The organism is Amycolatopsis silviterrae (assembly GCF_042684085.1).
Taxonomy (GTDB): domain Bacteria; phylum Actinomycetota; class Actinomycetes; order Mycobacteriales; family Pseudonocardiaceae; genus Amycolatopsis; species Amycolatopsis silviterrae.
Genome location: NZ_JBHUKS010000023.1, coordinates 378,063 through 400,728 on the forward strand (window position 1 = coordinate 378,063; position 22,666 = coordinate 400,728).

Here is a 22,666-nt window from a genome sequence, read left to right on the forward strand (position 1 = left end):
CGCTCACCACAGGGGTGTCGCTTCTGGAAAACGATCTGAACCGTTACGGTTTGCGGATGGGCCGTCCTATTCGCACCCGGAGGCAGGCGACATTGGCGTCGCTCGCGGCGGAACTCGGGGTGTCCAGGACCACCGTGTCCAACGCCTACAACCGCCCGGATCAGCTCTCCCCCGAACTGCGCCGCCGGGTGCTCGAGACCGCGCGACGGCTCGGCTACCCCGGCCCGGACCCGGTCGCGCGCTCGCTGCGCACGCGCAAAGCGGGCGCGGTCGGGCTGCTGCTGACCGAGAACCTCTCCTACGCCTTCCGCGACCCGGCCGCCGTCGGCGTGCTCGAAGGGCTCGCGCTGGCCTGCGAGGACGCGGGCGTCGGCCTGCACCTCGTGCCCGCCAGCCCCGGTCGCGAGGACCTCGCCGCGGTGCACCGCGCGGGCGTGGACGGGTTCGTCGTGTACTCCGTGCCCGACGACGACCCGCATCTCGCGGCCGTCATGGAGCGGCCGGTGCCCACGGTGATCATCGACCAGCCGCGCATCGAAGGCATCGATCGCGTCGGCCCGGACGACGCCGCCGCGGTCACGCAGCTCGCCGACCATCTGGTGGCGCTCGGCCACCGGCAGGTCGGCGTGCTCTGCATGCGGCTCGGCCGCGAGCGCAACGACGACTTCGTGACCGCTGAACGACAGAGCGGCGCGCATTTCCACGTGCAGCGCACCCGGCTGGAAGCGCTGGCGACGGCGTTTTCCTCGGCCGGGGTCGACTGGGCGACCGTTCCGGTGGTCGAGCGTTTCGACCACACGGTGGACGACGGCGCCTCCGCCGCGCGCCAGCTGCTGGACGCGTATCCGCAGGTCACCGCCCTGGTCTGCACCTCGGACATCCTCGCGCTCGGCGCGCTGGCCGAGGCCGCGCGGCGCGGGCTGCGGGTGCCACTCGACCTCACGGTGACCGGTTTCGACGGCATCTCCGAGGCGGAGCGGTCCGGGCTCACGACGGTGCATCAGCCGGTGCTGGAGAAGGGCAAGGTGGCCGGTCGGCTGCTGCTCAGCTCGGCGGAGCGAGTGGGCCCGAAGGTGATCACGTTGCCGACTGAGCTGCGGGTCGGGCGGACGTCGGCGCCGCCGCGGACGGTTGAAGAGCCCTGGTTTGGTGGGTGAGTCGTGAGTGCTGATCACGGTTAGAACCGTGATCAGCACTCACGAGTCACCCCAGCCTTTGCCGTGATTTCGCGCCCACCGCATTGTGCGCGCGGCCCCGGCCCGGTTCCATGGACAGAACCGCCCGCGTCCCGCGGGAAAGCGCAGGCCGAAAGGTGCCCCATGACCTCCATCGACGTGCTGCTCAAGCGTAATCAGGAAATCGGGAACATCGTCCCCGGCGACCGGTCCTCCCCGAAGCCGTCGCTGCACGTGTCGATCCTGACCTGCATGGACGCCCGGATCCGGGTGTTCGAGATCTTCGGCCTGCTGCAGGGCGAGGCGCACGTGCTGCGCAACGCGGGCGGCGTGGTCACCGACGACATGATCCGTTCCCTCGCGCTCAGCCAGCGCAAGCTCGGCACCCGCGAGGTGCTGATCGTCCAGCACACCGACTGCGGTCTCTCCACGGTCACCGAGGACGAGTTCAAGGACGAGCTGGAGTCCGCCACCGGGCTGCGGCCGACCTGGGCCGTCGAGGCGTTCCGCAAGGTCGAGGACAGCGTGCGCACCTCGGTCGAGCGTGCCCGGCGCAGCGACTTCCTCCTGCACAACGACAACGTGCGCGGATTCGTCTACGACGTGAAGGCCGGGAGCCTGACCGAGGTCAAGTAACGGCCGTCGGATTCGGTCGTATTCAATGGCGGGGTGGCAGTAGACACCGATGTGCTGATCGACTGGTTCGCCGACGTCGGCCGGGACCTGCCGTGGCGGGAGCCGGACTGTTCGGCGTGGGGCGTGCTGGTCAGCGAAATCATGCTGCAGCAGACGCCGGTCTCGCGCGTCCAGCCGATCTGGCTGGAGTGGATGGCCCGCTGGCCGGTGCCGTCGGCGCTGGCCGCGGAGACCACCGGCGAGGTCGTGCGCGCGTGGGGCAAGCTCGGTTACCCGCGTCGCGCGCTTCGGCTGCATGCTGCCGCCACCGTCATTGCTCAGGACCACGGCGACGTCGTGCCTTCCGACGTCGACACACTGCTCGCGTTGCCGGGCATCGGCGCGTACACGGCGCGCGCGGTGGCGGCGTTCGCGTACGGCAAGCGTGCGCCCGTCGTGGACACGAACGTCCGACGGGTGGTCGCGCGGGCCGTTCACGGCGCGGGTGACGCTGGCCCGGCGTCGAACACGCGCGACATGGCGGATGTCGAGGCGTTGTTGCCCGCCGAGGACGCGCCGGCGGCGAAGCTGTCCGCGGCGTTGATGGAGCTGGGCGCGCTGATCTGCACCGCCCGTTCGCCGAAGTGCGCGGACTGCCCGATCTACGCCGAATGCGCGTGGCAGCACAACGGCCGTCCCGAATACGCCGGCCCGGCCAAGCCGGTGCAGAAGTTCGCCGGCACCGACCGGCAGGTCCGCGGGCTGTTGCTGGACGTCCTGCGCGGCAGCGAGGGGCCGGTCGAGAAGGCCCGGCTGGACCTGGTGTGGCACGAGTCCGGCCAGCGCGACCGGTGCCTGGATTCGCTGCTCGTGGACGGTCTGCTGGAGCAAACCCACGACGGGCTGTTCGCGCTGCCTGGGGAACACTGACGCACTACGACGAAAGTCGGCAAAAAGTTGTCACCCCCGGGGCGCCGGGTTAGCTTTCCCCCGTCGCACTTCCGGGCTGAGGAGTTCCGCATGGGGGAAGCAACGCGTCGCGCCGTCTTGAAGGGCGGCCTCACCGCCACCGCCGTGGGCGTTTTGGGCTTCGCTGGAGCGAAATCCGCGGCGGCCGCCACCACTCCGGTCATCCATTCGACGGCCGAGTGGAACGCCCGGCCCGCGTCGGGCGCGATCGTGGTGGAGAACCACAAGCCGACGTACATCGTGGTGCACCACACCGTCGATCCCGGCAACAACACCGACTACTCGCTGGCGCACGCGCTGCAGATCTCGCGGGACATCCAGAACTTCCACATGGACACCCGCGGCTGGATCGACACCGGCCAGCAGTTCACGAACAGCCGCGGCGGCTTCGTGACGGAGGGACGGCACCGCAGCCTCGAAATCCTGCGCGGCGGGACGCAGCACGTGCAGGGCGCGAACGTCGGCAACCACAACAGCGAATGCCTCGGCATCGAGAACGAAGGCCTCTACAGCACGGTCGACGTGCCGGTCGCGCTCTGGGATTCGCTCGTGCAGCTGATCACCTACATCGCGCACCAATACGGCATCACGCCCGAGTTCATCAAGGGCCACCGCGATTTCAACTCGACCGAGTGCTGTGGCCAGGTGCTCTACGACCGGCTTCCGGAGCTGCGCGAGGCGGTCGGCAAGCAGCTCGGGATGTCCGTCGCGCGGCTCGACGCACCGGAATGGCCGCTCCTCAAGCCGGGTGACACCGGGCCGCGAGTGAGGACCGCGCAACGGTTCCTGCGCGCGGCCGGTTTCGGCGTGCCCACCGACGGCGTGTTCGGCAAGACGACCGCTGCCGCCGTGTCCGCGTTGGCCGTTGAGCAGGGGCTCTCCCGCGACAGCTGCACCGCGGCGCGGGCTGGCGACGAGTCCGCGTACCTGGGCTCGGACGTCTGGCCGTTGATCGTGCCGGCGGACCGCTCGACCGCCGCGTGGCGCACCGAGCTGGCCCGCTGACCGGGGACGCCTCACGCATGCCAGCGAGGGCGGCACGCGTGAGGCGTCACAGGCCGGACAGGAACGCTTCCACCGCGCCGCGATAGGTCTCGGGTGCCTCGGCGTGCGGCAAATGCGCCGAACCGGGCATGACCAGATGCCGCGCACCCGGCACGCGCGCCGCGACCTCGGCTTGCTGACCGGCCGGCATCGCGGTGTGCTCGCCCTCGACCAGCAGCAGCGGACAGCGGATGCCGTCCACAATGGACCAATAGTCCCGGCGGCCCCATTCGGCGGCGATCTCGTACAGGTTCTCCAGGTCGGCGATCAGGTGGTAGCCGTCCTCGCGTTCCTCGACGCATTCGGTGAAGTAGTCGCCCGCGGTGCCGAAGAACTCGCGGACGTGCGCCAGCGACTCGAACGGCACCGGCCAGCTCTCGAAGTAGCCGCGCCAGGTCTCGACGGTGCGTCCGCGCTGGTCCGGGGCGAAATCCTCGCTGACCACCGCGCGCACCAGCTCCGGGTATTTCGCCGCGGTGGCCCACGCGTGCAGCCCGCCCATCGAATGCCCGATCAGCACCGTGGGACCGAGGTCGGCCAGCACGTCCGCGACGTCCTCGGCGAACTGTTCGGTGGTCCACGGCCCGGTGTGCGGCGCCCGGCCGTGCCCGCGCGCGTCGAGGGCGCGCACCCGGCCGTACCGGTTGAGCCATTGCGCGACCGGCCACCACGTGCGGGCGCGGCCCATCAACCCGTGCAGCAGCAGGATCGACACGCCGGGGCGTTCGTCACCCCCGAAGTCGATCAGGCCTGGTCGCATTAATCCTCCCGGGTTTTCCCGGCTACTTCATCACAAATCTGCCCCTAGGGTGAAGGAATGCGCAGCCGCCAGACCGCCGTCCTCGCCCTCTCCGGCGTGCTTGCGCTGTCCGCGTGCAGCCCTGCCGCGCCCGCTGCTCCGCCGCCGCCGATGCATCCGGCACCGGGCGCGAACAGCGCGGGCGATCCGTACTTCCCGGAGGACGGCAACGGCGGGTACGACGCCCTCGACTACCACGTCGACGTCAGCTACGACCCGCCAAGCGGCCGCCTCGACGGCGACACCACGGTCTCCGCGAAAGCCACCCAGGACCTCAGCCGCTTCGGCTTCGACCTGCGCGGGCTGGACGTCGCGGGAGTGGAGATCGACGGGAAACCGGCGAAGTACAGTCGGGAAAAGAACAAGCTGATCGTGACCCCGGCCGAGCCGTTGCGGTCGGGCTCGACGTTCCGGACGCGCGTGCGCTATTCGGGCGTTCCGGCGAAAACCCCGCACGACGGCGGGTCGGAAAACGGCTGGGCCCGATCCGAAGATGGCGGCGCGTACCTGGTCGGCGAACCGCATTCGGCGTCGTTCTGGTACCCGGTCAACGAAACCCCGCGCGACAAGGCAACGTTCACGCTGACCGCGCACGTGCCCACCGGCTGGACTGTGCTGTCCAACGGCCGGGAACAGGGCACCAGCGCCAAGGACGGCAAAACCACCACGACGTGGGCGGATCCGAATCCGGTGGCGAGCTACCTGACCACGATCGCGATCGACAAGTTCACCGTGCAGCGGTCCACGCTGCCGGACGGAACGCCGGTCGTTTCCGGCTACGCGCCGGGTGCCGAGGCCCGCCAGGCCACCGGCGACCGGCTGCCCGAGGTGATCTCGTTCCTGGAAAGCAAATTCGGCAAATACCCGCAGAGCGCGGCGGGCGGGATCTACCTCGACGAGGACATCCACTTCTCCCTGGAAACGCAAACCCGTCCCACTTATGCGAAATGGGCGGAAATCCTGACCATGGTGCACGAGAACGCGCACCAGTGGTTCGGCGATTCGGTGTCGCTCAACTCGTGGGCGGACATCTGCCTGAACGAATGCCTCGCGTCGTACGCGCAGTGGCTGTGGGGCGAACGCGAGGGCCAGAACCTGGACGACCGCTACCGCGCGGCCGTCGAAATCACCAAGGGCAGCACGGATTTCTGGGGCCAGAAGCTCGTCGACATGGGGCCGGAGCACCTGTTCCAGGGGGCGTACGACAAGGGCATCCTCGCCGTGCACGCGCTGCGCCGGGAGCTGGGCGAAGCGGCGTTCGACAAGGTGCTGCACGAGTGGGTGGGTCAGCATCGCAACGGGAACGCTACGTGGGCGGACTTCGAGAAGCTCGTGTCGCATGTCGCCGGACGGGACTTGAGCGGATTCCTCAACGACTGGTTCCACGGGACGAAGCTGCCGTCGGACGCCGACCTTTATCCGGGCCCGTTGCGGCCGTGACTGCCCAGCAAGGACCTGGTCAGGCTGCTGCGCGAGTCGTTCATCTCGGCTAGGGCCTCGGTTAGTTCGGGGTCGCCAACCCGCACTGGATCGTCCGGCCGGAGCGCCAGCGCGCGCAGGGATGCTCGGCGAAGCAGCTCCTTCATGAACGACGCTGTGACGCCATCTGTTGCCTCGACCACCGGGGCCAGGTCGGCCGTCAGCTCCAGATCGCGCGAGTACAGGCGCAGCAGCGCTTCCCGGCCAGCGGCGTCCGGCAGCGGCACTTCCACCGCGAGGTCGACCCGGCCGGGGCGGTCTGCCAGCGCTTTCTCCAGACTGCTCGCCCGGTTGGTGGTGAGCAGGAAGGTGACATCCGCGTCGCCGCCGACGCCGTCCATCGCGTCGAGCAGGCTGAACAGCAGCGGCGTCGGACCGTGCGCGAGGTCGCGGTCCTCGGCGATCAGGTCGACGTCCTCCAGCACCATGACGCTCGGCTGCAGCCGGCGCGCCAGCGACGCCGCCTTCGAGATGAACCGCATCGCGCTGCCGGTCAAGATCACCACCGTGCAGTCCGGGAGCTGACCCATCAGGTACCGCACGGTGTGTGTCTTGCCGGTGCCCGGCTGGCCGTGCAGCAGGAGGCCGCGCTTTAGATGCTGGCCCGCTGCGGCCAGCCGCGCGCCGTATTCCGCGATGCCCAGGGTGTGCCGTTCGATCGATTCCAGGATGCCGTCCGGCAGCACCACGTCCTCGCTGCTCAGCTCCGGGCGCGGCAGGAAGGTGACCAGCTCGTTGTTGCGGTGCTCGCTCAGGCCGAACGCGATCACCTGGCCGCGCAGCACGTCGCGTTCGGTCATAAATGCTTCGATGCGGTCGCGGGTCTCGGTGGCCGCCCGCCGGTTCTCGGCGATTACCTCGAGCCTGCAGTTCACCTGCCCGTACTGCGGGGCGGCGCCGCGTACGCCGACCAGCACCGGAGAACCGTCCGGCGCGGTCGTGCCGACCAACCCGAGCTGGACGACATCCGCCGCCTCGTCCGGGCCGATCGCGACGGTCGCGTAGTCCACCGCGCCCAGCTCGTAGTGGCCGTGTTGCTTGGCCGTGAACAGCATGCCGACCAGGTCTTCGTGGCCGCGCAGTCCGCCGACGATGCCGAACCAGTCCGTGCCGACCCCGTGTTCCGCGAGGTACGCGTCGACCCCGGCCTGGATGGTCGCGTGCTCCCAGTCCTCGAAGTTGCGCGTGACCACCAGCGCCTGCGCCAGCGGTACCCCGAGGTGGCCGGTGACGCGGTCGATCAGCTCATTCCCGTTGCCCGAACCGGCCGACCCAGCCGCGGCTTTCACGAGGCGCTGGAGGTTACGGGCCAGTTCGGTGCCAAAGACTTCGTCGTCCCCCATGTGAGCAGAGTGGCACGAACCGCTAACTCGGGCCAGCCGTAAGACGCCTGGGCATGACCGTGGTCAAGATCAACGCAAACGCGGGATCGCGTCGGCGTCTGACGGAGCTGCGTGCACGGCCCCCAGGCCGGGTGCGCAGCTCCGTCAGACGCCGACGCGATCCCGCACGCGCCGACGGAGTCGGCGCAATAAACTCGGCGTATGGCAGTGGTCAAGATCAACGCAATCGAGGTCCCTGAAGGCGCCGGCCCGGAGCTGGAGAAGCGCTTCGCCGCGCGGCTGCACTCCGTCGACAGCCAGGAAGGGTTCCTCGGCTTCGAGCTGCTCCGCCCGGTCGCGGGCGAGAAGCGGTACTTCGTGTACACGAAGTGGGAAACCGAGGAGCACTACCAGGCCTGGGCGAAGGGCCCGTCGCGCGAGGCGCACGCGGGTGAGCGCAAGAACCCGGTGTCGACCGGCGCGAATCTGCTGGAATTCGAGGTCGTGCAGGCATCGAAGCCGGGTGAGTGACGAACTCTCCCGCGCCGCTGAGCTGATCTCGGACGCCGGCGCGCTGCTCGTGTGCGCCGGCGCCGGGATGGGCGTTGACTCCGGCCTGCCCGATTTCCGTAGCGGGGAAGGGTTTTGGCGGGCGTATCCGCCGTACGCCGGGCTCGGGCTGCGGTTCGAGGAGCTGGCCGACCCGCGGCATTTCGCTTCGGACCCCGAGCTGGCCTGGGGTTTCTACGGGCACCGGCTCGCGCTGTACCGGGAAACGGTGCCGCATCGTGGATTCGGTCTGCTGCTGGAGTGCGGTCAGGCGAAACCGGGCGGCGTGCGCGTGTTCACCTCCAATGTGGACGGACAGTTCCAGGCGGCGGGCTTTCCGCACGTCGCCGAGGCGCACGGGTCGATCCACCATCTGCAGTGCCTGGCCGGGTGTTCGCGGGAAATCTGGCCCGCAGACATCGCGATCGATCTGGACGAGACGACGATGCGCGCCCGGCCGCCGTTGCCGTCCTGTCCGCTCTGCGGCGGTCTGGCCCGGCCGAACATCCTGATGTTCGGCGATTTCGACTGGGTGCCCGACCGCAGTCAGGAACAGCTGGACGAACTGGCCGCCTGGCGTCGTGCGCATCGCGACGCGGTGGTGGTCGAAATCGGGGCGGGACAGGCGGTTCCGACCGTGCGACGGTATTCCGAACTCGCCAGCGCGGCGACGGGAGCGCTGATCCGGATCAATCCGCGCGAGCCGCGGATCCGGCACGGGCGCGGGATATCGATTCCCGCCGGCGCGCTGGAGACGTTGGTCAAGCTCGTTTGAGTTCCAGCAGGGGGAACGGGCGGCCGTCCGGATCGGTCTCCTGGCGGCCGGCCACCTCAAACCCGTGGTGCAGATAGAAACCGACCGCCTTCGGGTTCTGCTCGTTCACGTCGAGGGTGAGGTCCGGGTGCCGGTCCAGCGCCGCGCGCAGCAACGCCGTCCCGACCCCGCGACCGCGGAAATCGTCGTGCACGAACAGCATTTCCAGCTTTCCCTCGGCGATTCCCGAGAAACCCGCCGCGATTCCGTCGACCTCCGCCACGGTCAGGTCCACTGCCGGGAAGTAGTGCGGGATGCGCGTGGCGTAGTACTCGACGTCCGCCGGAGCCAGGAAGTCGTGTGTCGCCTCGACCGCACTGCGCCAGACTTCCAGCAGCCGCGGGTATTCCGCTTCCCCTCGGCTCGGTCGCAAGATCGTCACGGCAACTGCACCTCCGCGTAAACCGCCCGGTGATCGCTCCCGGGCACATCGAGCACTTGATAATCGCGGATCGCCACGCGGCGATCCACCAGCACGTGATCCAGCGGGACGAGCGGGACCGCCGCCGTCGACCACGTCGGGATCAGTCCGTCGCCGCGAGCCTCCGCCGCGTCGACATAGCCACGGGACAGCACCGTCCGCAGCGCGGCGTGGTCGAGGGTCGCGTTGAAATCGCCCGCCACCACGCGCAGGCCGTGCTCCCCGATCGCGCGCGACAGGTCCCGCATCTCTTGCTCCCACTGGTGATACCCCGCATCCGGCGACAACGGATGCGCCGCCACGATCTCCAGCGTCGCCCCGCCGCCGAGATCCGCCGCCGCGCTCGGCTGTTTCTGGGTCGAATCGCCGGTGTAGTCCGCTTCGGTGAGCGGATACCGCGACACGATGCCGGAACCGTCCACTCCGGACGCCGGGTGCATCACGCGATAAGGCAGCGCCTGGAACAGCCCGGCCTTCTCCAGCCCGGACATCGCGAGCGGCGTCATCTCCAGCAGGTTCAGCACGTCGACCCGCTGCTCCCGGACCAACTTCACGAGCGCCGCCGGATCGGCCTGGCCCCGGTACAGGTTGGCGGCGAGCACGCGCACCGTCTTCCCCTTCGCCGCGGGCTGGTCGTCGGACGCCACCCGCGGCGCGACGTACACCGCCAGCAGCACCGACAGCACCAGCGCGACGCCGCCGACCCACCACCGCCGCAGCAGCAACGCGAGAGCGGCGAGCAGGACGCCGTAGATGACGACGTACGGCGTCAGCGCGAGCAGTGCGGTCAGGTACCAGAAGCCGTCCCAGCCGATCGTGCGCAGCACGGCCACTGCCAGCAGCGGCAGCCCGAGCAGCACGAACAGGCCCGTGACCAGCCGGGTTCGCGTCCGCGCCTCCATCACCATGATCGAAGAGTATGCCGGGCAGCCGCTGACAGGTCCGTGTCAGCGCCGTGTGCGCGTCCTGCCAGCGCCTCCGTCCATTGTGTGCTGGAGCGACACAGGAGGAGGCGACATGTCGCACGCGATCCAGGCGGAAGGCCTGGTCAAGCATTTCGGGGAGACGAAGGCGCTGGACGGGGTGGACCTGGAGGTCCCGTTCGGGAAGGTGGTCGGGGTGCTCGGGCCGAACGGCGCGGGCAAGACAACCGCGGTCCGCATCCTGGCCACCCTGCTGAGACCCGACGCGGGGCGGGCCACGGTCGGGGGGTACGACGTGGTCCGCGACCCGGTCCGGGTGCGCAGCCTGATCGGGCTGACCGGGCAGTACGCGTCGGTGGACGAGGACCTGAGCGGCACCGAGAACCTGGTGCTGATCGGCAAGCTGCTGAACCTGTCCCGGGGCGACGCGCGGGCACGGGCGGCCGAACTGCTGGAACGGTTCGAGCTGACCGACGCGGCCAAGCGGCCGATCCGCACGTATTCCGGCGGGATGCGGCGCAGGCTCGACCTGGCGGCGAGCCTCGTCGGCCGTCCCGCGGTGCTGTACCTGGACGAGCCGACCACCGGGCTCGACCCGCACGCGCGCAACGAGGTGTGGACGGTGGTCCGCAGCCTCGTCACCGACGGCGCGACGGTGCTGCTCACCACGCAGTACCTGGAGGAAGCCGACCAGCTGGCCGACCGGATCACCGTGTTCGACCACGGCCACGTAGTCGCCGACGGCCGCGCCGACGAGCTAAAGCGACGGGTCGGCGGGCAGACGCTGCAGGTACGGCCGACGTCGCTGCGGGACCTCGACGAGGTCGACCGCATCCTGGCCGAACTCACCGGCGTCCGGCCGGTCCGCGACGACGCCACCGGGCTGCTGACCGCACCGGTGTCCGACCCGGTGCTGCTGTCCACGCTGGTGCGCCGCCTCGATTCGGCGGGCATCACCTCGGACGAACTGGCGCTGCGACTGCCCAGCCTCGACGAGGTGTTCCTGGCGCTGACCGGGCACACCGCCGAAGAACCGAAGCCGGAACGCGAACTCGAAGGGAGCCGCTCGTGACCACCGCGACCGCCGTGGCGGCCCCGCCCCGGCACATCAGCCCGGTCCAGGGTGCGAAGCACGCGTTTTCGCTTGCCTGGCGGGGAATCCTGAAGATCCGCAAGAATCCGGAACAGCTGGCCGACGTCACGCTGATGCCGATCATCTTCCTGCTGATGTTCACCTACCTGTTCGGCAACGCACTGGGCGGTTCGATCGAGAACTACCTGCAGTCGTTCGTGCCGGGCCTGATCGTGATGAACGTGCTGCAGGCGTCGCTGTCGGTCGGCACGCAGCTCAACACCGACATCACGAAGGGCGTCTTCGACCGTTTCCGTGCCATGCCGATCGCTCGTTCGGCACCGTTGGTGGGCGCGGTGCTGGCGGACCTCGTGCGATACGTGGTGTGCCTGGCGGTCCTGCTGGTCGTGGCGACCGTGATGGGCTTCCGCGTGCAGACCGGTCCTGGGGAGTTCGTCCTCGCGATCCTGCTGGCGGTCGCGTTCGGCCTGTGCTTCTGCTGGGGTTCGGTGTTCGTCGGAATGCTGATGAAATCGCCTGGCGCGGCGCAGGGCCTGATGTTCGTCTTCATCATGCCGCTGACCTTCGGCAGCAACGTGTTCCTCCCGACGGCCACGATGCCGGGCTGGCTCAAGGCCTGGGCGGACATCAGCCCGGTGAGCCTGATGTCCGACGTGATGCGCGGCCTGCTCAACGGCGGCGTCGCATACGGCGGCTCCCTGCTGGGCGCACTGGCGTGGATGGCCGGTGCGGTCGTGGTGTTCTTCCCGCTCGCGACGTGGGCCTACCGCAAGCGGGTCTGAGGGCGTCCTTCACGGGGGTGTGGGCGCTGTGGGTGAGTGTCTGTGTCCGGGTTCCACAGCCGGGCACAGACACTCACTTTTTTAGTGGCTGACGGCAAGATGACCGGTCAGCCGCTCCCAGTTGCCTGAACCGATGGCGACCTTCTCCTCCTCGCTGAACGGCGCCTTCTCCAGAAACGACCGCGCAACCCCGCCGCTCGTGTCCAGGTAAGGAAAACCACCAGGCCGAGTGCCGAAGGTGTACGGATAGTCCGTCGAGTAGAGCATCCGCTCGGTCCCGACCACCTCCGCCGCCCACCGCAGATAACGCTCGCTGACCGTGCCGCTGCCCGCGATCCAGAAGTTCCGGCGGAAGTAGTCCGCCAACGGCTGCCGCAGCCCGGCCATCTCCCGCAGGAAGCCGACGTGGTCGAGATAGAACAAAACCACCTCGCCCCAGTGCCCGGCGATCACCTGCAGTTCGGGATGCCGGTCGAACACTCCGGAGAAGATCATCCGCAGGTACTGCACGCCGAGGTCGTAGTACCAGCCGAGCCCGGCGGTCGCCAGCGCCGCGCCGACGCCGCCCGGCAGCCCCGAGTAGTACGCGTCCTGGACCGCCTTTACCGGAGCCTGCGGGTGGAAATGCAACGGGACACGGAGTCGTTCAGCGGTTCCGTAAAGGACGTCGAACTCCGGTGCGTCAGCCAGTTTGTCGCCGGTGCGGCCGTACAGCATCGCGCCGCGGAAGCCGAGGGTGACCGCGCGCTCCAGCTCCTCGGCGGCGGCTTCGGGCGAGGACGTCGGGAGGGTGGCGAAGGCCTGGAACCTCGACGGGTTGGCGGCGACGATCTCGGCGAGCGCGTCGTTGGCCTCGTGCGCGACGGGCACGGCGTCGGCCGCCGGAAGGTTCTGCACGCCGGGCGTGGACAGGGACAGCACCGCGACGTCGATGCCCTGCTCGTCCATGTCGGCGAGACGTCTCTCGCCGACGTCGTACAGGCGTTGAGTGACCGGGTGGTCGTCGGGATAGCCGTGCGGGCGGAGCCCCGCCTTCGCCCAAGCGTCGCGCAGGACGGGCAGGACCACGTGTTCTTCAAGGGCGACGATGCGCATGACAGCTCCTGGTGTTTCCAGTGATACCTCCCGAAGCGTATCACTGAAAACATCGATGGAAGCAAGACTTGCTTATCGCCGATAACGACTACTCGCGGGCCCCCTCCGCCCGAACGGCCTCGATCGCCGCGACCCGGTCTGTCTTCAAGGTTTCGGCGACGAGCGCCTCATACCGTTCCGCGCCAAGCTCCGTGGTCAGGCTCTCGATCAGGCCCCGCACCTCCGGGCTCCCGAGGTCGAACCGTCCGCGCACCACCGCGCTCAGTGCCAGCAGCCGCGCGGACGACTCCAGCTGGCCCTGCGCGTACCGGATCCGCGCCAGCAGCTCCACCACGCCCGCCAGATCCGGCATGTCGAAGCGCCCGGCCGTCTGCTCGATCACCGCGAACACGGCCGGTTCCGCCTCGTCCGGGCGGCCTTCGGCGAGCAGCAAACCACCTTCGATCGCGCCGAACCATTCCATCTCGAAGCCCTCGGGCGCCTGCCACTCCGCCCGCGCCGACTTCATTTCCCGGTACGCCTCGCGCGCCTCCGCCAAGTTGCCCTCGCGGATCAGCAGCTCAGTGCGGCCGAGCAGGACGATCAACCGCAGCCCGCTGTTCGTGCCGGCGGCCGCGTACCGTTCCGCGGCTTCCATGTCCCGCCACGCGCCTGCCTGGTCGCCGGCGCGCGAACGCTCGACGGCTAGCCGCCACCATTGCTGCACGATGTCGTCGCGTGACCGCAGCTCCATCACCAGCCGCAGGCCCTCGGTGTATCCCGCGATCGCCGCCTCGTGGTCGCCGGACTGCGATTGCGCCGCGGCCCGGAAGCCGTACGTCATGCCGAGGCCCCAGCGGTCGCCGACCTCGGAGAAGCCCTGGTGGGCGAGGTCCCGCGCCCGGTCCGCGCCTTCGAGGTCGCCCATGTCGCCGAGGACGAAACTCTCCGCCCAGCGTCCGGCGGCGCGGCCCCAGACGTCGTCCCGTTCGATCGCCCGGCGGATCTCACGCTTCGCCAGGTCCCGCTCGCCGCTGAGGTAAGCCACTATCGGCAACCCGACCCACAACCACGGATTCCGTTCCGCCGCACCGGTCCGCACGCATTCGTTGACCAGTTCGGACACGTTCACCTTGTCGTGCGGACCGGCCATGACCCGCATCAGCACCTGGATCAGCCGCAAGCTCGCCAGCTTGTCCGGCGAGAGGTCGTCGCCCAGTTCGAGCACCTCGTCGACAAACTGCACGGCCCGTTCGTTCTGGCCGACGATGTTGAGGTACCAGAACAGCCCGAACAGCAGCTGGGCCGCGGCTTCCGCCGAGCCGGACTCGATCGCCGCCCGCAGCGCGGAGGTGAAGTTGTCGCTGTCGTGCTCGTAGACGTCGATCGCGTCGAGCTGATCCCGGCCGCGCAGCAGCGGTTCGTTGCGGGCAGCCAGTTCCGCGTAATACGCGACCATCGCCTCCCGCATCCGCTCCCGCTCGCCGGATTCGACGAGCCGCTCGCTCGCGTAGACGCGCAGGGTTTCCAGCAGCCGGTACCGCAGGCCCACTACGTCCACAATGGACTTCTCGACCAGCGAACCCAATACGTACACGATGTCGTCAGTGGCCAGCTCGTCGTCCGCGCAGACGTTTTCCACCGCCTCCTCGGAAAAACTCGCCGCGAACACCGCGAGCCTGCGGGCGAGCCGGACCTCGGCGTCGCTCAGCAGATCCCAGCTCCACTCCACCACGGCACGCAGCGTGCGCTGCCGAGGCAACGCCGTCCGGCTGCCGGAGGTGAGCAGCCGGAACCGGTCGTCGAGGCGTTCGGCGATCTGTTCGGCGGTCATCGACCGCAGCCGCGCGGCAGCCAGTTCCAGTGCGAGCGGCATGCCGTCGAGCCGGCGGCAGATCTGCCGCACCGCGTCCACTGTGGACTCATCGAGCCGGAAACCCGGCCGCACCGCCATTGCCCGGTCGAGGAACAACCGGACGGAATCGAGCGTGCCGACGTCCGCGGGCGGCGCGGCCTCGTCCGGCACCGGCAGCGGACCGAGCGGGCACAACGCTTCCCCGGTGATCGCCAGCGGTTCGCGGCTCGTGGCGAGCACCCGCAGCCCTGGCAGCCGGCGCAGCAGGTTCTCGGCCAGCTCCGCCGCGGTGTCCACGACGTGCTCGCAGTTGTCCAGCACCAGCAACGCTTCCCCGCCGCCGAGCGCTTCCACCGCATGCTCGAAGGGGTCGATCTGCCGCCGCCGCGCGTCGGTCTCCGCGGTACGGAGATCGCGGACCTCCAACGCGTTGAGCAGCGCGGACAACACGTCCTCAGCGTCGCGAACACCAGCCAGCGGCACGAACCACACCAGGCCGCGCGAGTGTGCTGGATGACGCGAAGCCGCTTCCGTCGCGAGCCGCGTCTTACCCGCGCCGCCCGGGCCGACGAGCGTGACCAGCCGGGCCCCTTCGAGCAGCTCAGCCAGCAGTTTCAGCTCGTCGGTACGGCCGATGAAGCTGGTCAGCCGCTGCGGCAGCCGGTCCGCCACCGCGGCGACCGGCGTGTACTCGCCGCGCAGCGCACGCAGATGCACTTCCTGCAGCTCAGCCGACGGGTCCACGCCCAGTTCGTCGGCCAGCGTCGTGCGGATCGCGGAGTACGCGGCGAGTGCGTCCGCCTGCCGTCCGGCGGCGGAAAGCGCACGGATTCGCAGGCCGGCCAACCGTTCCCGCAGCGGATGCGCTTGCGCCGCCGCGGTGAGTTCCGCGAGCACGTCCGCATGCCGTCCCAGCCGCAACTCAGCCTCGAACCAGTCCTCGGCGGTCTCCGTGCGCCGCTCCTCCAGCAGCGTCGCGGGCGCGGCGGCGAAGGGCGCGTCCAGCACGTCCGCGAGCGCCGCCCCGCGCCACAACGCGAGCGCGGCGGAGAGCGCTTCAGCGGCGGTACCGTCCCGGCCAGCGGAAAGCTCCCGGCGGCCCTCCGCGGACAGCTGCTCGAACCGGTGGATGTCCACTGCCTCCGGCGGCACCACAAGCCGGTAACCGCCGTTGACGGACTCCAGTTCGGCCCCCACCGGCCGCAGCGCGCGACGCAGCCGCGAGACGAGCGACTGGAGCGCGTTGGCCGCGTCGGCCGGGGGTTCAGCACCCCACAGACCGTCGATCAGCGCCTCGGCGGGAACCGCGCGACCGGCGTCGAGCGCGAGCCGGGAAAGGAGCATGCGAAGGCGGGCTCCGCCGATGTCGATCGGCGTGCCGTCCTCCCCTTCCGCGCGCAGCGGGCCCAGTAGCGCGAGGCGCATACGGTCCAGCTTTCCAGACGAAGACCCGGCCGTGTCGGGGCCCGACGGAAGTGTGGACTTTCGGGACATTCTGCCGCCTACCGGTTACTGCATGGCTTCTCGGCGCTACGTTGCGGAGGATTCACCCGCAGACACAGGAGCGCCCATGACACTGCACCGCTGGCGTCGCCCGGCAGTGACCGTCGCAGCCACCCTCACCGCATTGACGCTCGGCACGGGAATCGCGTCGGCCGGACAGAACGGCTGGGATCAGCCGAAGCCCGGTTCGGACGGTGCCGGAGACAGCTACTACCCCCAGGACGGCAACGGCGGGTACGAGGTCTCCGACTACGACCTCAAGGTCAACTACGCACCGAACACCCACCAGCTCATCGGCCTCCAGACGGTCCACGCGAAGGCGACCCAGTCGCTCAGCTCGTTCGACCTCGACCTGCGCGGGCTCACCGTCGACTCGGTCAAGGTCAATGGCGTACCCGCGAAGTTCACGCGCACCGGCGACCACGAACTCGTGATCACGCCGAGGTCCCCGCTGTGGAAGGGTCTGCCGTTCACCACCGAGGTCGCCTACCACGGCGTTCCGGCCCCGATCAACGACCCGAGCCTCGGCAAGAACGGCTGGCAGTTCACCAAGTCCGGTGGCGCGTTCGCGGCAGGCGAGCCCAAGTCGGCCACCACCTGGTACCCGGTCAACGACACCCCGCGCAACAAGGCCAAGTTCCGGCTGTCGATCACCGTCCCGAACGAATGGGGCGTGATCGCCAACGGCCGCGAGGTCGGCAAGTACCGGACGCGGGCTGGCACCACGCACGTGTGGGCGGAGGAGACCCCCACCGCGCCGTACATGACCACGGTCGCGATCGACAAGTGGACCTTCAACAAGCGCCAGCGCGCGGACGGCACCCCGATCGTCAGCGCGTACGCCCCGGGCACCACGGACGCCACGAAGCAGGCGGACGCCCAGTTGCCGGAGGTCATCGACTTCCTCGAGTCGAAGTTCGGCAAGTACCCGGTGGACGCCGCGGGCGGCATCTACCTGACTGAGCCGATCGGGTTCTCGCTCGAGACGATGAGCCGGCCGATCTACTCCGGCCGCGCGGGCAACATCGGCACGATCGTGCACGAGAACGCACACCAGTGGTGGGGCGACACGGTTGCCGTCGACCACTGGAAGGACGTGTGCCTCAACGAATGCTTCGCGTCCTACGCGACCTGGCTGTGGGCGCAGAAGAACGGCGAGGACCTCGACACCACCTACCTCAACGAGGTCGCGCAAGCCAGCGACCAGTTCTGGGCGGGCAAGCTGTACGACATGGGCCCCGGCCACGAGTTCACCTACGTGTACTCCAAGGGCCCGGTCATGCTGCACGCGCTCAGCAAGTACATGGGACAGGCGGCGTTCGACCAGGTGCTGAAGACCTGGAACTCCGTGCACCACGACGGGAATGCCAGCATGCAGGAGTTCCAGCAGTACTGTGAGAAGGTGTCCAATATGGACCTGCAGGGCTTCTTCGACGCGTGGATCTACGGCAACGGCAAGCCGTCGGACGAGTTCCTGTACCCGGGCGACCTGAAGCCGGCCGCCGGATGACGGTTCTGCTGACGGGGTTCGCGCCGTTCGACGGAGCGGCGACGAACCCCTCGTGGCAGGCAGCTTCGCTGGCGGCGGCGCGGCGGACGGACACGGTGGCGGTAGAGCTGCCGTGCGAGTTCGACGCGTCGCTGCCGGCGCTGCGGGCCGCGATTGCCGAACATCAGCCGGAGCTGGTCGTGTGCGCCGGTTTGGCGGGCGGACGTGACCAGGTCACGCCGGAGCGGGTGGCGATCAACCTGATCGACGCCCGGATCCCGGACAACGCCGGCACGCAGCCGGTCGACGTGCCGGTGGTTCCGGGCGGCCCGTCCGCGTACTTCACCACGCTGCCGGTGAAAGCGACGGTCGCCGCGATCGAGTCGGCCGGTCTGCCCGCGGCAGTGTCGTACACCGCCGGGACGTATGTGTGCAATCAAGTCTTCTACGGCCTGCTGCACCTGATCGCCACGGAGTTTCCCGGACTGCGCGGCGGTTTCGTGCACGTGCCCGAGGAGTCCCGGCTGCCGCTCGACTCGACCGCGCGGGCGCTGGAGATCGTGGTAGACACCGCGCTGACCGTGCATCAGGACGTGTCCACCTCGGCTGGCACCCTGCACTGAGCTGCTATTCGCCAGGCTGGACGGTCTGCTCGAAAAACTGGACCAAATCCCGCGGCTTGCGGTTCGTGTGCGACGGGCTGGTGTCCATCACCGTGCCGACCACCGGGATGCCGTCGGCCTGGTAAATCAGCAGCCCCAGCTTCGGCCCGACCCCCGCGACGTAACGCCCGCTCAGCCCGGTGCGGGTGCGCCAGGTGTCCGTCTCGACGCGACCGGTCATGTCCTTGCGCGCCCCCGGCTCGACCTGGGCGAGCGTGAGCCCCTCATGAAACGCGACGGTGGTCTTGTCCGGAAACCGGCACAGCGCGGTTCGTTGTGCCCCCAAGGCTTTCGCCAGCTCAGGATCGTCCGAACAGGTCGCGCGGGTCTGAATGCTCGGCCCAGCCAGCCGGCGAATGCACTTGGTGAGCCCGTTTTCGCCAGGCAGCGCCGGTTTCGAGCCGACGCAGGCTTCTTGGCTCGATACGGGCGGCACGTTCTTGTCCTCGCCCCGACTGGCCACCACGGCAATCACAATCCCGGCGACAACGAGCACGGCCAAGGCAATAGCGCCAATGACGACCGGCTTACGAGACTTCTTCCGAGGCGGCTGCGGCCATCCCGCTGGCGGCATCGGGGCGGGCTTCCACTGACGCGGTGGCCAGGGTGCTTGTGGCACCGCTTTTGGCGCGACCGGCACGTGATGCAACCCGAACGCGACCGCCGTCTCCGGCTGATCTTCAGTAGTCGGCACCACCCCGAGCGTCGACCCGACCAGCGACGCCAGCAACGGCATCCGGCTGGGCCCGCCGACCAGATACACCCCGCCAAGCCGCTCCGGCGTCAGCCCAGCCCGCGAGATCGTCGCCGCGAGCATTTCCGCGCTGCGCAGCAAATTCGGCCGCACCAACGCTTCCAGCTCGGCACGGGTCACGAGAACGTCGCCGAACGGATCCGGCATCGGCACCTCAGTGTGCGCGTGCCGGGACAGACTCTCCTTGGCGTCGCGGACGTCCTGGAGCAAAACCCGCTGTAGCCGTCGATCGCTGGTCGTCTGCGGACGCAGAAGCCGTTGCCACTGTGCCGGATCCGCGTGCGACACCGACCGTCCAATATGGACTAGCAACGCCTGGTCAATGTCTAAGCTGCCAAGATCCGGCAACCCGTCCTCAGCCAGCACCGTAGTACCGGCCCCGACCACCGCACAGTCAAACGTGCCCGCACCAAGGTCGTACACCGCGATCGGCCCGCTAGGTGCCCCGTGCTCGCGCAGAGTCGCGTAATGCGCGGCCGCCGCGACCGGCTCCGGCACCAGCCGCACCTGCCCGAACCCGGCTTTCCCCGCCGCCGCCCGGAGCGTCTGCTGCCGCTGCGCACCCCACCCAGCCGGATACGCCAGCCGCACCTCGCCGGGAACGCCGGACAGCTGCCGCTCGGCCTCCTCGCCCATCCGCCGCAACACCGCGGCGAACGCGTCGACGACCGGCACGGACCGATCCCCGAGCAGCAGCTCACCGTCGTCAACCCGCCGCTTGGGATTCGGCTCGAACCGGCTGGGATCCAGCCGAGCCCGCCGCTCCGCATCCTGCCCGACGACGAGCCGCCCGTCGTCCTCCGCGTAAACCGCGGAAGACATGGTGACCGACCCGTCCACCTCAATCGCCCGCGGTCCCCGCCCAAAGGCCGCCAAGACGCCAACCGTGCTGGAAGTACCGAAGTCGATCGACAGGACGTCCACGCAGCTCCCCTCCCCAAGGCCCCATCGCATGGTCTCACGGAAGCGGGTGACAGATATAACTGAAATCAACTTGCCAACTCAAGTGCCACCAAGGCACACTTGAGCACGCCACTAGCCGCGAGCGGAGAGACCATGACGCCGAAGACCACCGCACGTGAGTCGCTGTTCGCGACGCCGCGAGCGCAGCAGGAAGCCCACGCCGCCGCGGAGCTGATCGCCGAAGCAGACGGCCAGGTCACGCTCGACGGCGTCGAACTGGGCGGCGAGATCCGCGAACTGCTCCGCCAGATCATCGATATCGTCGCCGAGGGAGGAACGGTGACCGTCGGCGCGATGCCGGAGGTCATCACCACGACGGTGGCCGCGGACCTGCTCGGCATCTCCAGGACCACGCTGATGAAACACGTCCGAGCAGGCGACCTGCCGAGCACCCGAACCGGCAGCCACACCAAACTCCGCCGGGACGACGTTCTGGCCTTCCGCCGGGAAAGACTGCGCAAGCAACGAGACGCGCTGAACGAATTGCTCGCGATCGAAGACGAACTCGGCATCGAATAGTCAGAATCGAACAGGAGGGGCGACGGCGCGGACTTTCCGCCCTCGTATCGTTGTGCGATGCCCACTCGCGTGCTTCCCGATGCCAACGTCCTGCACGCCAGAACGCTCCGAGACTGGCTGCTCCTGCTCAAGGACACGGGAAACGCAAGCATGTTCCGCGTCTTCTACACCGAAGACATTCTTGCCGAGACCATCCAGAGCATCCGCAGGCGCAATCCCGGACTCACCGGAACCGAGATCACCAAGATCCGCGACGCGATCGCTGGCACGATGGACGGCCGAATCGACGAATACCCGTCCGGGCAGGACGCTGTCGCGCTGACCGACCCGTTCGACCGGCACATTCACGCGGCCGCGGTCGCCGGAGCGATGGACTGCGTCGTCAGCTTTGATCGCGGGTTCACCGACCTCCCGACGGCAGTACGGGACACGCTCGATTACGAGATCTACACCCCGGACGAATTCTTCCTGCTCGTGGACGATTCGTCGCCGAGCTTGATCCGAGCCACCCTGCGCAGGCAAATCCAGCACTTCTCCAGCCTCGGCCGAGCACACCTGGATTTCGCTGGCGCACTGGTGAAATCCGACTGCCCTGCCTTCGCCGACCGAATCACCGGGCGCTGCCGCGAGATCGCGCTAGCCGACTAACCACCTACCCAGCGAAAACCGCCGCCGGAAAAGGCGTCTCCCGGTCCTCCAGAAGCCCCGTCCGGAAGTCGTTCATCGCCACCGCCACCGCCGCATGCCGCGCCACCACCTCAGCGATCGGCGAAGGCAACTCCAGCTCCCCAGCTGCCGCCTGCCGCACCGCAGCAAGCCGGCTGTCGCGGTCCCACGTCCCGCACACCTCGGTCACCAGCCAGTTCACCAAATACATCGACCTGTAAGCCCGGTCATGCTCCGCATTCAGCTCAGCGAACGCCAACTCCGCCTCAGTCAGATCGAAGCGCCGCGCGAACGCGAGGCCGAAATCGGTCAGCACAAACCGATCGCCGTCGGTCAGGAAGTTCTCGAAGTGGTTGTCGAAGTGCAGAACCCCTTGCGCCCGAAGGAAATCGATCGTCTCGGCGGTCTGCGAAGCCACCCGTTCCGCCTGGTCCAAATGGTCAGGCAGCCAGCGGTGCACATTAGTCGGAAAGTACTCGCAGAACAGCACCACACTCGCCGACGCGTCCTGCACTTCCGTGAGACGTCGGCGGACTGCCGCTGAACCGCCCCAATACTCGACATCCTCCTCCAGCGGGCGGTCCGGCACCCGGCCCGCCGGAATCGGCAGCACTCGCCAATGGTGCAGCAGCGGGAAGTTCGCGCATTCACCGCCGAGCACCCACCCGTTCGCCATCACGTGCAGCGCCAGCTCACGCCACGCCGAGCCCTCCGGCGAACCAAGGCCGTAATGGCAAAAGACCGGCAGGTCATAGAGATTCGCCGTCGAATGCGGATGTTGCCGCTCCAGCTCGGTGAGCGGCACCCGCTTCGCGAACACCGGAATCCCGTCGACGTCCAGCCGGGCGCCCGTGCCTCCGATTCCCGTGGACAGCACCTCGGCGGACTCCAGCCGCTCGGTGAGCTGACGGTCGCTCAGGAGGGAAAGTGCGGTACTCGCCGCGGTATGCCGCGAAATCCTGGAAGACCCCATACCCCGACAATAGAGAAAAGGGCGGCCCCCGTGGGGAGCCGCCCTTTTCGCCGTTAGATCACTCGTTCTCGGACTCGCCGTTTTCGGCGGCTCCGATGCTCACCGGCGGAGCGTCGGGAACCGAGGACGGACGCTTCTCCCCGCGGAAGGTGAAGTGCGCCTCGTCGTCGCGGTCGTCGGTGTTGCCGCTCCAGCCCTCGACGTCGACCACGATGATCTGCCC

The 22,666-nt window shown here is 68.8% G+C and carries 21 protein-coding genes; 13 read left to right on the forward strand and 8 right to left on the reverse strand.

What is annotated here, in order from left to right; all coding sequences use genetic code 11:
• Nucleotides 1-56 precede the first annotated feature (56 nt).
• The 4 genes from ACFSVL_RS30160 (at nt 57) to ACFSVL_RS30175 (ending at nt 3,764) form a co-directional block, all read left to right on the forward strand.
• A complete protein-coding gene (locus tag ACFSVL_RS30160) occupies nt 57-1,157 on the forward strand; it encodes a LacI family DNA-binding transcriptional regulator (protein ID WP_378308971.1) in 1,101 nt (366 codons plus the stop codon).
• A gap of 162 nt (nt 1,158-1,319) precedes the next feature.
• Nucleotides 1,320-1,811 (forward strand): beta-class carbonic anhydrase, encoded by a 492-nt coding sequence (locus tag ACFSVL_RS30165; RefSeq protein ID WP_378308937.1) that lies wholly within the window; start codon nt 1,320-1,322, stop codon nt 1,809-1,811.
• Between the two features lie 33 nt (nt 1,812-1,844).
• Nucleotides 1,845-2,720 (forward strand): A/G-specific adenine glycosylase, encoded by an 876-nt coding sequence (locus ACFSVL_RS30170; protein WP_378308938.1) that lies wholly within the window; start codon nt 1,845-1,847, stop codon nt 2,718-2,720.
• 90 nt (nt 2,721-2,810) lie between these two features.
• Nucleotides 2,811-3,764, forward strand: coding sequence for a peptidoglycan recognition protein family protein (locus ACFSVL_RS30175; protein ID WP_378308939.1), 954 nt, complete (start codon nt 2,811-2,813; stop codon nt 3,762-3,764).
• Nucleotides 3,765-3,810: 46 nt separating this feature from the next.
• Here ACFSVL_RS30175 and ACFSVL_RS30180 read toward each other — a convergent pair whose 3' ends face one another.
• Complete coding sequence (locus ACFSVL_RS30180) at nt 3,811-4,563, reverse strand: alpha/beta fold hydrolase (protein ID WP_378308940.1); 753 nt, start codon at nt 4,561-4,563, stop codon at nt 3,811-3,813.
• A 57-nt stretch (nt 4,564-4,620) separates the two neighbouring features.
• Here ACFSVL_RS30180 and ACFSVL_RS30185 point away from each other — a divergent pair, with 57 nt between their 5' ends.
• Complete coding sequence (locus tag ACFSVL_RS30185) at nt 4,621-6,042, forward strand: M1 family metallopeptidase (protein ID WP_378308941.1); 1,422 nt, start codon at nt 4,621-4,623, stop codon at nt 6,040-6,042.
• On the opposite strand, the gene ACFSVL_RS30190 is transcribed toward ACFSVL_RS30185, so the two are convergent.
• Nucleotides 6,018-7,424, reverse strand: coding sequence for an AAA family ATPase (locus ACFSVL_RS30190; RefSeq protein ID WP_378308942.1), 1,407 nt, complete (start codon nt 7,422-7,424; stop codon nt 6,018-6,020). The genes ACFSVL_RS30185 and ACFSVL_RS30190 overlap by 25 nt on opposite strands.
• Before the next feature lie 201 nt (nt 7,425-7,625).
• Between ACFSVL_RS30190 and ACFSVL_RS30195 the strand changes: the two genes are divergently transcribed.
• Together ACFSVL_RS30195 and ACFSVL_RS30200 are read left to right on the forward strand one after the other, a co-directional pair.
• Nucleotides 7,626-7,934: an antibiotic biosynthesis monooxygenase family protein gene (locus ACFSVL_RS30195; protein ID WP_378308943.1), complete on the forward strand. Its 309-nt coding sequence runs from the start codon at nt 7,626-7,628 to the stop codon at nt 7,932-7,934.
• A complete protein-coding gene (locus ACFSVL_RS30200; protein WP_378308944.1) occupies nt 7,927-8,727 on the forward strand; it encodes an SIR2 family NAD-dependent protein deacylase in 801 nt (266 codons plus the stop codon). The genes ACFSVL_RS30195 and ACFSVL_RS30200 overlap by 8 nt, the downstream gene beginning before the upstream one ends.
• Here the strand turns inward: ACFSVL_RS30200 and ACFSVL_RS30205 are convergent.
• Together ACFSVL_RS30205 and ACFSVL_RS30210 are read right to left on the reverse strand one after the other, a co-directional pair.
• Entirely contained in the window at nt 8,714-9,148 is a 435-nt protein-coding gene (locus tag ACFSVL_RS30205; protein WP_378308945.1) for an acetyltransferase, read from the reverse strand. The two genes, ACFSVL_RS30200 and ACFSVL_RS30205, sit on opposite strands and share 14 nt — an antisense overlap.
• Entirely contained in the window at nt 9,145-10,095 is a 951-nt protein-coding gene (locus tag ACFSVL_RS30210; RefSeq protein WP_378308946.1) for an endonuclease/exonuclease/phosphatase family protein, read from the reverse strand. Before ACFSVL_RS30210 ends, ACFSVL_RS30205 begins: the two co-directional genes overlap by 4 nt.
• A 109-nt stretch (nt 10,096-10,204) precedes the next feature.
• Between ACFSVL_RS30210 and ACFSVL_RS30215 the strand changes: the two genes are divergently transcribed.
• Both ACFSVL_RS30215 and ACFSVL_RS30220 read left to right on the forward strand, forming a co-directional pair.
• Nucleotides 10,205-11,182: an ATP-binding cassette domain-containing protein gene (locus tag ACFSVL_RS30215; protein WP_378308947.1), complete on the forward strand. Its 978-nt coding sequence runs from the start codon at nt 10,205-10,207 to the stop codon at nt 11,180-11,182.
• A complete protein-coding gene (locus tag ACFSVL_RS30220) occupies nt 11,179-11,985 on the forward strand; it encodes an ABC transporter permease (protein ID WP_378308948.1) in 807 nt (268 codons plus the stop codon). The genes ACFSVL_RS30215 and ACFSVL_RS30220 overlap by 4 nt, the downstream gene beginning before the upstream one ends.
• An 81-nt stretch (nt 11,986-12,066) precedes the next feature.
• On the opposite strand, the gene ACFSVL_RS30225 is transcribed toward ACFSVL_RS30220, so the two are convergent.
• Together ACFSVL_RS30225 and ACFSVL_RS30230 are read right to left on the reverse strand one after the other, a co-directional pair.
• Entirely contained in the window at nt 12,067-13,080 is a 1,014-nt protein-coding gene (locus ACFSVL_RS30225; protein WP_378308949.1) for an amidohydrolase family protein, read from the reverse strand.
• Nucleotides 13,081-13,168: 88 nt separating this feature from the next.
• The gene (locus tag ACFSVL_RS30230; protein ID WP_378308950.1) at nt 13,169-16,339 is read right to left on the reverse strand and encodes a BTAD domain-containing putative transcriptional regulator; all 3,171 of its coding nucleotides are present in this window, start codon (nt 16,337-16,339) and stop codon (nt 13,169-13,171) included.
• Between the two features lie 145 nt (nt 16,340-16,484).
• Here ACFSVL_RS30230 and ACFSVL_RS30235 point away from each other — a divergent pair, with 145 nt between their 5' ends.
• Both ACFSVL_RS30235 and pcp read left to right on the forward strand, forming a co-directional pair.
• Entirely contained in the window at nt 16,485-17,927 is a 1,443-nt protein-coding gene (locus tag ACFSVL_RS30235; protein WP_378308951.1) for a M1 family metallopeptidase, read from the forward strand.
• Entirely contained in the window at nt 17,924-18,529 is a 606-nt protein-coding gene (gene pcp, locus ACFSVL_RS30240; RefSeq protein ID WP_378308952.1) for a pyroglutamyl-peptidase I, read from the forward strand. Before ACFSVL_RS30235 ends, pcp begins: the two co-directional genes overlap by 4 nt.
• Nucleotides 18,530-18,533: 4 nt before the next feature.
• Here the strand turns inward: pcp and ACFSVL_RS30245 are convergent, their stop codons facing one another.
• The gene (locus tag ACFSVL_RS30245; RefSeq protein WP_378308953.1) at nt 18,534-20,246 is read right to left on the reverse strand and encodes an Hsp70 family protein; all 1,713 of its coding nucleotides are present in this window, start codon (nt 20,244-20,246) and stop codon (nt 18,534-18,536) included.
• A 132-nt stretch (nt 20,247-20,378) separates the two neighbouring features.
• On the opposite strand from ACFSVL_RS30245, the gene ACFSVL_RS30250 reads away from it, so the two are divergent.
• Nucleotides 20,379-20,804: a helix-turn-helix domain-containing protein gene (locus ACFSVL_RS30250; RefSeq protein ID WP_378308954.1), complete on the forward strand. Its 426-nt coding sequence runs from the start codon at nt 20,379-20,381 to the stop codon at nt 20,802-20,804.
• 57 nt (nt 20,805-20,861) lie between these two features.
• Nucleotides 20,862-21,452, forward strand: a complete 591-nt coding sequence (locus ACFSVL_RS30255; protein WP_378308955.1) for a PIN domain-containing protein — start codon at nt 20,862-20,864, stop codon at nt 21,450-21,452.
• A 4-nt stretch (nt 21,453-21,456) separates the two neighbouring features.
• Here the strand turns inward: ACFSVL_RS30255 and ACFSVL_RS30260 are convergent, their stop codons facing one another.
• Nucleotides 21,457-22,443, reverse strand: a complete 987-nt coding sequence (locus ACFSVL_RS30260) for a hypothetical protein (RefSeq protein WP_378308956.1) — start codon at nt 22,441-22,443, stop codon at nt 21,457-21,459.
• Nucleotides 22,444-22,666 lie beyond the last annotated feature (223 nt).

Coding starts and splice junctions, on each gene's coding strand:
- ACFSVL_RS30160 (WP_378308971.1), top strand. CDS start 57: ATGGGCCGTCCTATTCGCACCCGGAGGCAGGCGACATTGGCGTCGCTC.
- ACFSVL_RS30165 (WP_378308937.1), top strand. CDS start 1,320: ATGACCTCCATCGACGTGCTGCTCAAGCGTAATCAGGAAATCGGGAAC.
- ACFSVL_RS30175 (WP_378308939.1), top strand. CDS start 2,811: ATGGGGGAAGCAACGCGTCGCGCCGTCTTGAAGGGCGGCCTCACCGCC.
- ACFSVL_RS30180 (WP_378308940.1), bottom strand. CDS start 4,563: ATGCGACCAGGCCTGATCGACTTCGGGGGTGACGAACGCCCCGGCGTG.
- ACFSVL_RS30185 (WP_378308941.1), top strand. CDS start 4,621: ATGCGCAGCCGCCAGACCGCCGTCCTCGCCCTCTCCGGCGTGCTTGCG.
- ACFSVL_RS30190 (WP_378308942.1), bottom strand. CDS start 7,424: ATGGGGGACGACGAAGTCTTTGGCACCGAACTGGCCCGTAACCTCCAG.
- ACFSVL_RS30195 (WP_378308943.1), top strand. CDS start 7,626: ATGGCAGTGGTCAAGATCAACGCAATCGAGGTCCCTGAAGGCGCCGGC.
- ACFSVL_RS30210 (WP_378308946.1), bottom strand. CDS start 10,095: ATGGTGATGGAGGCGCGGACGCGAACCCGGCTGGTCACGGGCCTGTTC.
- ACFSVL_RS30215 (WP_378308947.1), top strand. CDS start 10,205: ATGTCGCACGCGATCCAGGCGGAAGGCCTGGTCAAGCATTTCGGGGAG.
- ACFSVL_RS30225 (WP_378308949.1), bottom strand. CDS start 13,080: ATGCGCATCGTCGCCCTTGAAGAACACGTGGTCCTGCCCGTCCTGCGC.
- ACFSVL_RS30230 (WP_378308950.1), bottom strand. CDS start 16,339: ATGCGCCTCGCGCTACTGGGCCCGCTGCGCGCGGAAGGGGAGGACGGC.
- ACFSVL_RS30235 (WP_378308951.1), top strand. CDS start 16,485: ATGACACTGCACCGCTGGCGTCGCCCGGCAGTGACCGTCGCAGCCACC.
- pcp (WP_378308952.1), top strand. CDS start 17,924: ATGACGGTTCTGCTGACGGGGTTCGCGCCGTTCGACGGAGCGGCGACG.
- ACFSVL_RS30250 (WP_378308954.1), top strand. CDS start 20,379: ATGACGCCGAAGACCACCGCACGTGAGTCGCTGTTCGCGACGCCGCGA.
- ACFSVL_RS30255 (WP_378308955.1), top strand. CDS start 20,862: ATGCCCACTCGCGTGCTTCCCGATGCCAACGTCCTGCACGCCAGAACG.
- ACFSVL_RS30260 (WP_378308956.1), bottom strand. CDS start 22,443: ATGGGGTCTTCCAGGATTTCGCGGCATACCGCGGCGAGTACCGCACTT.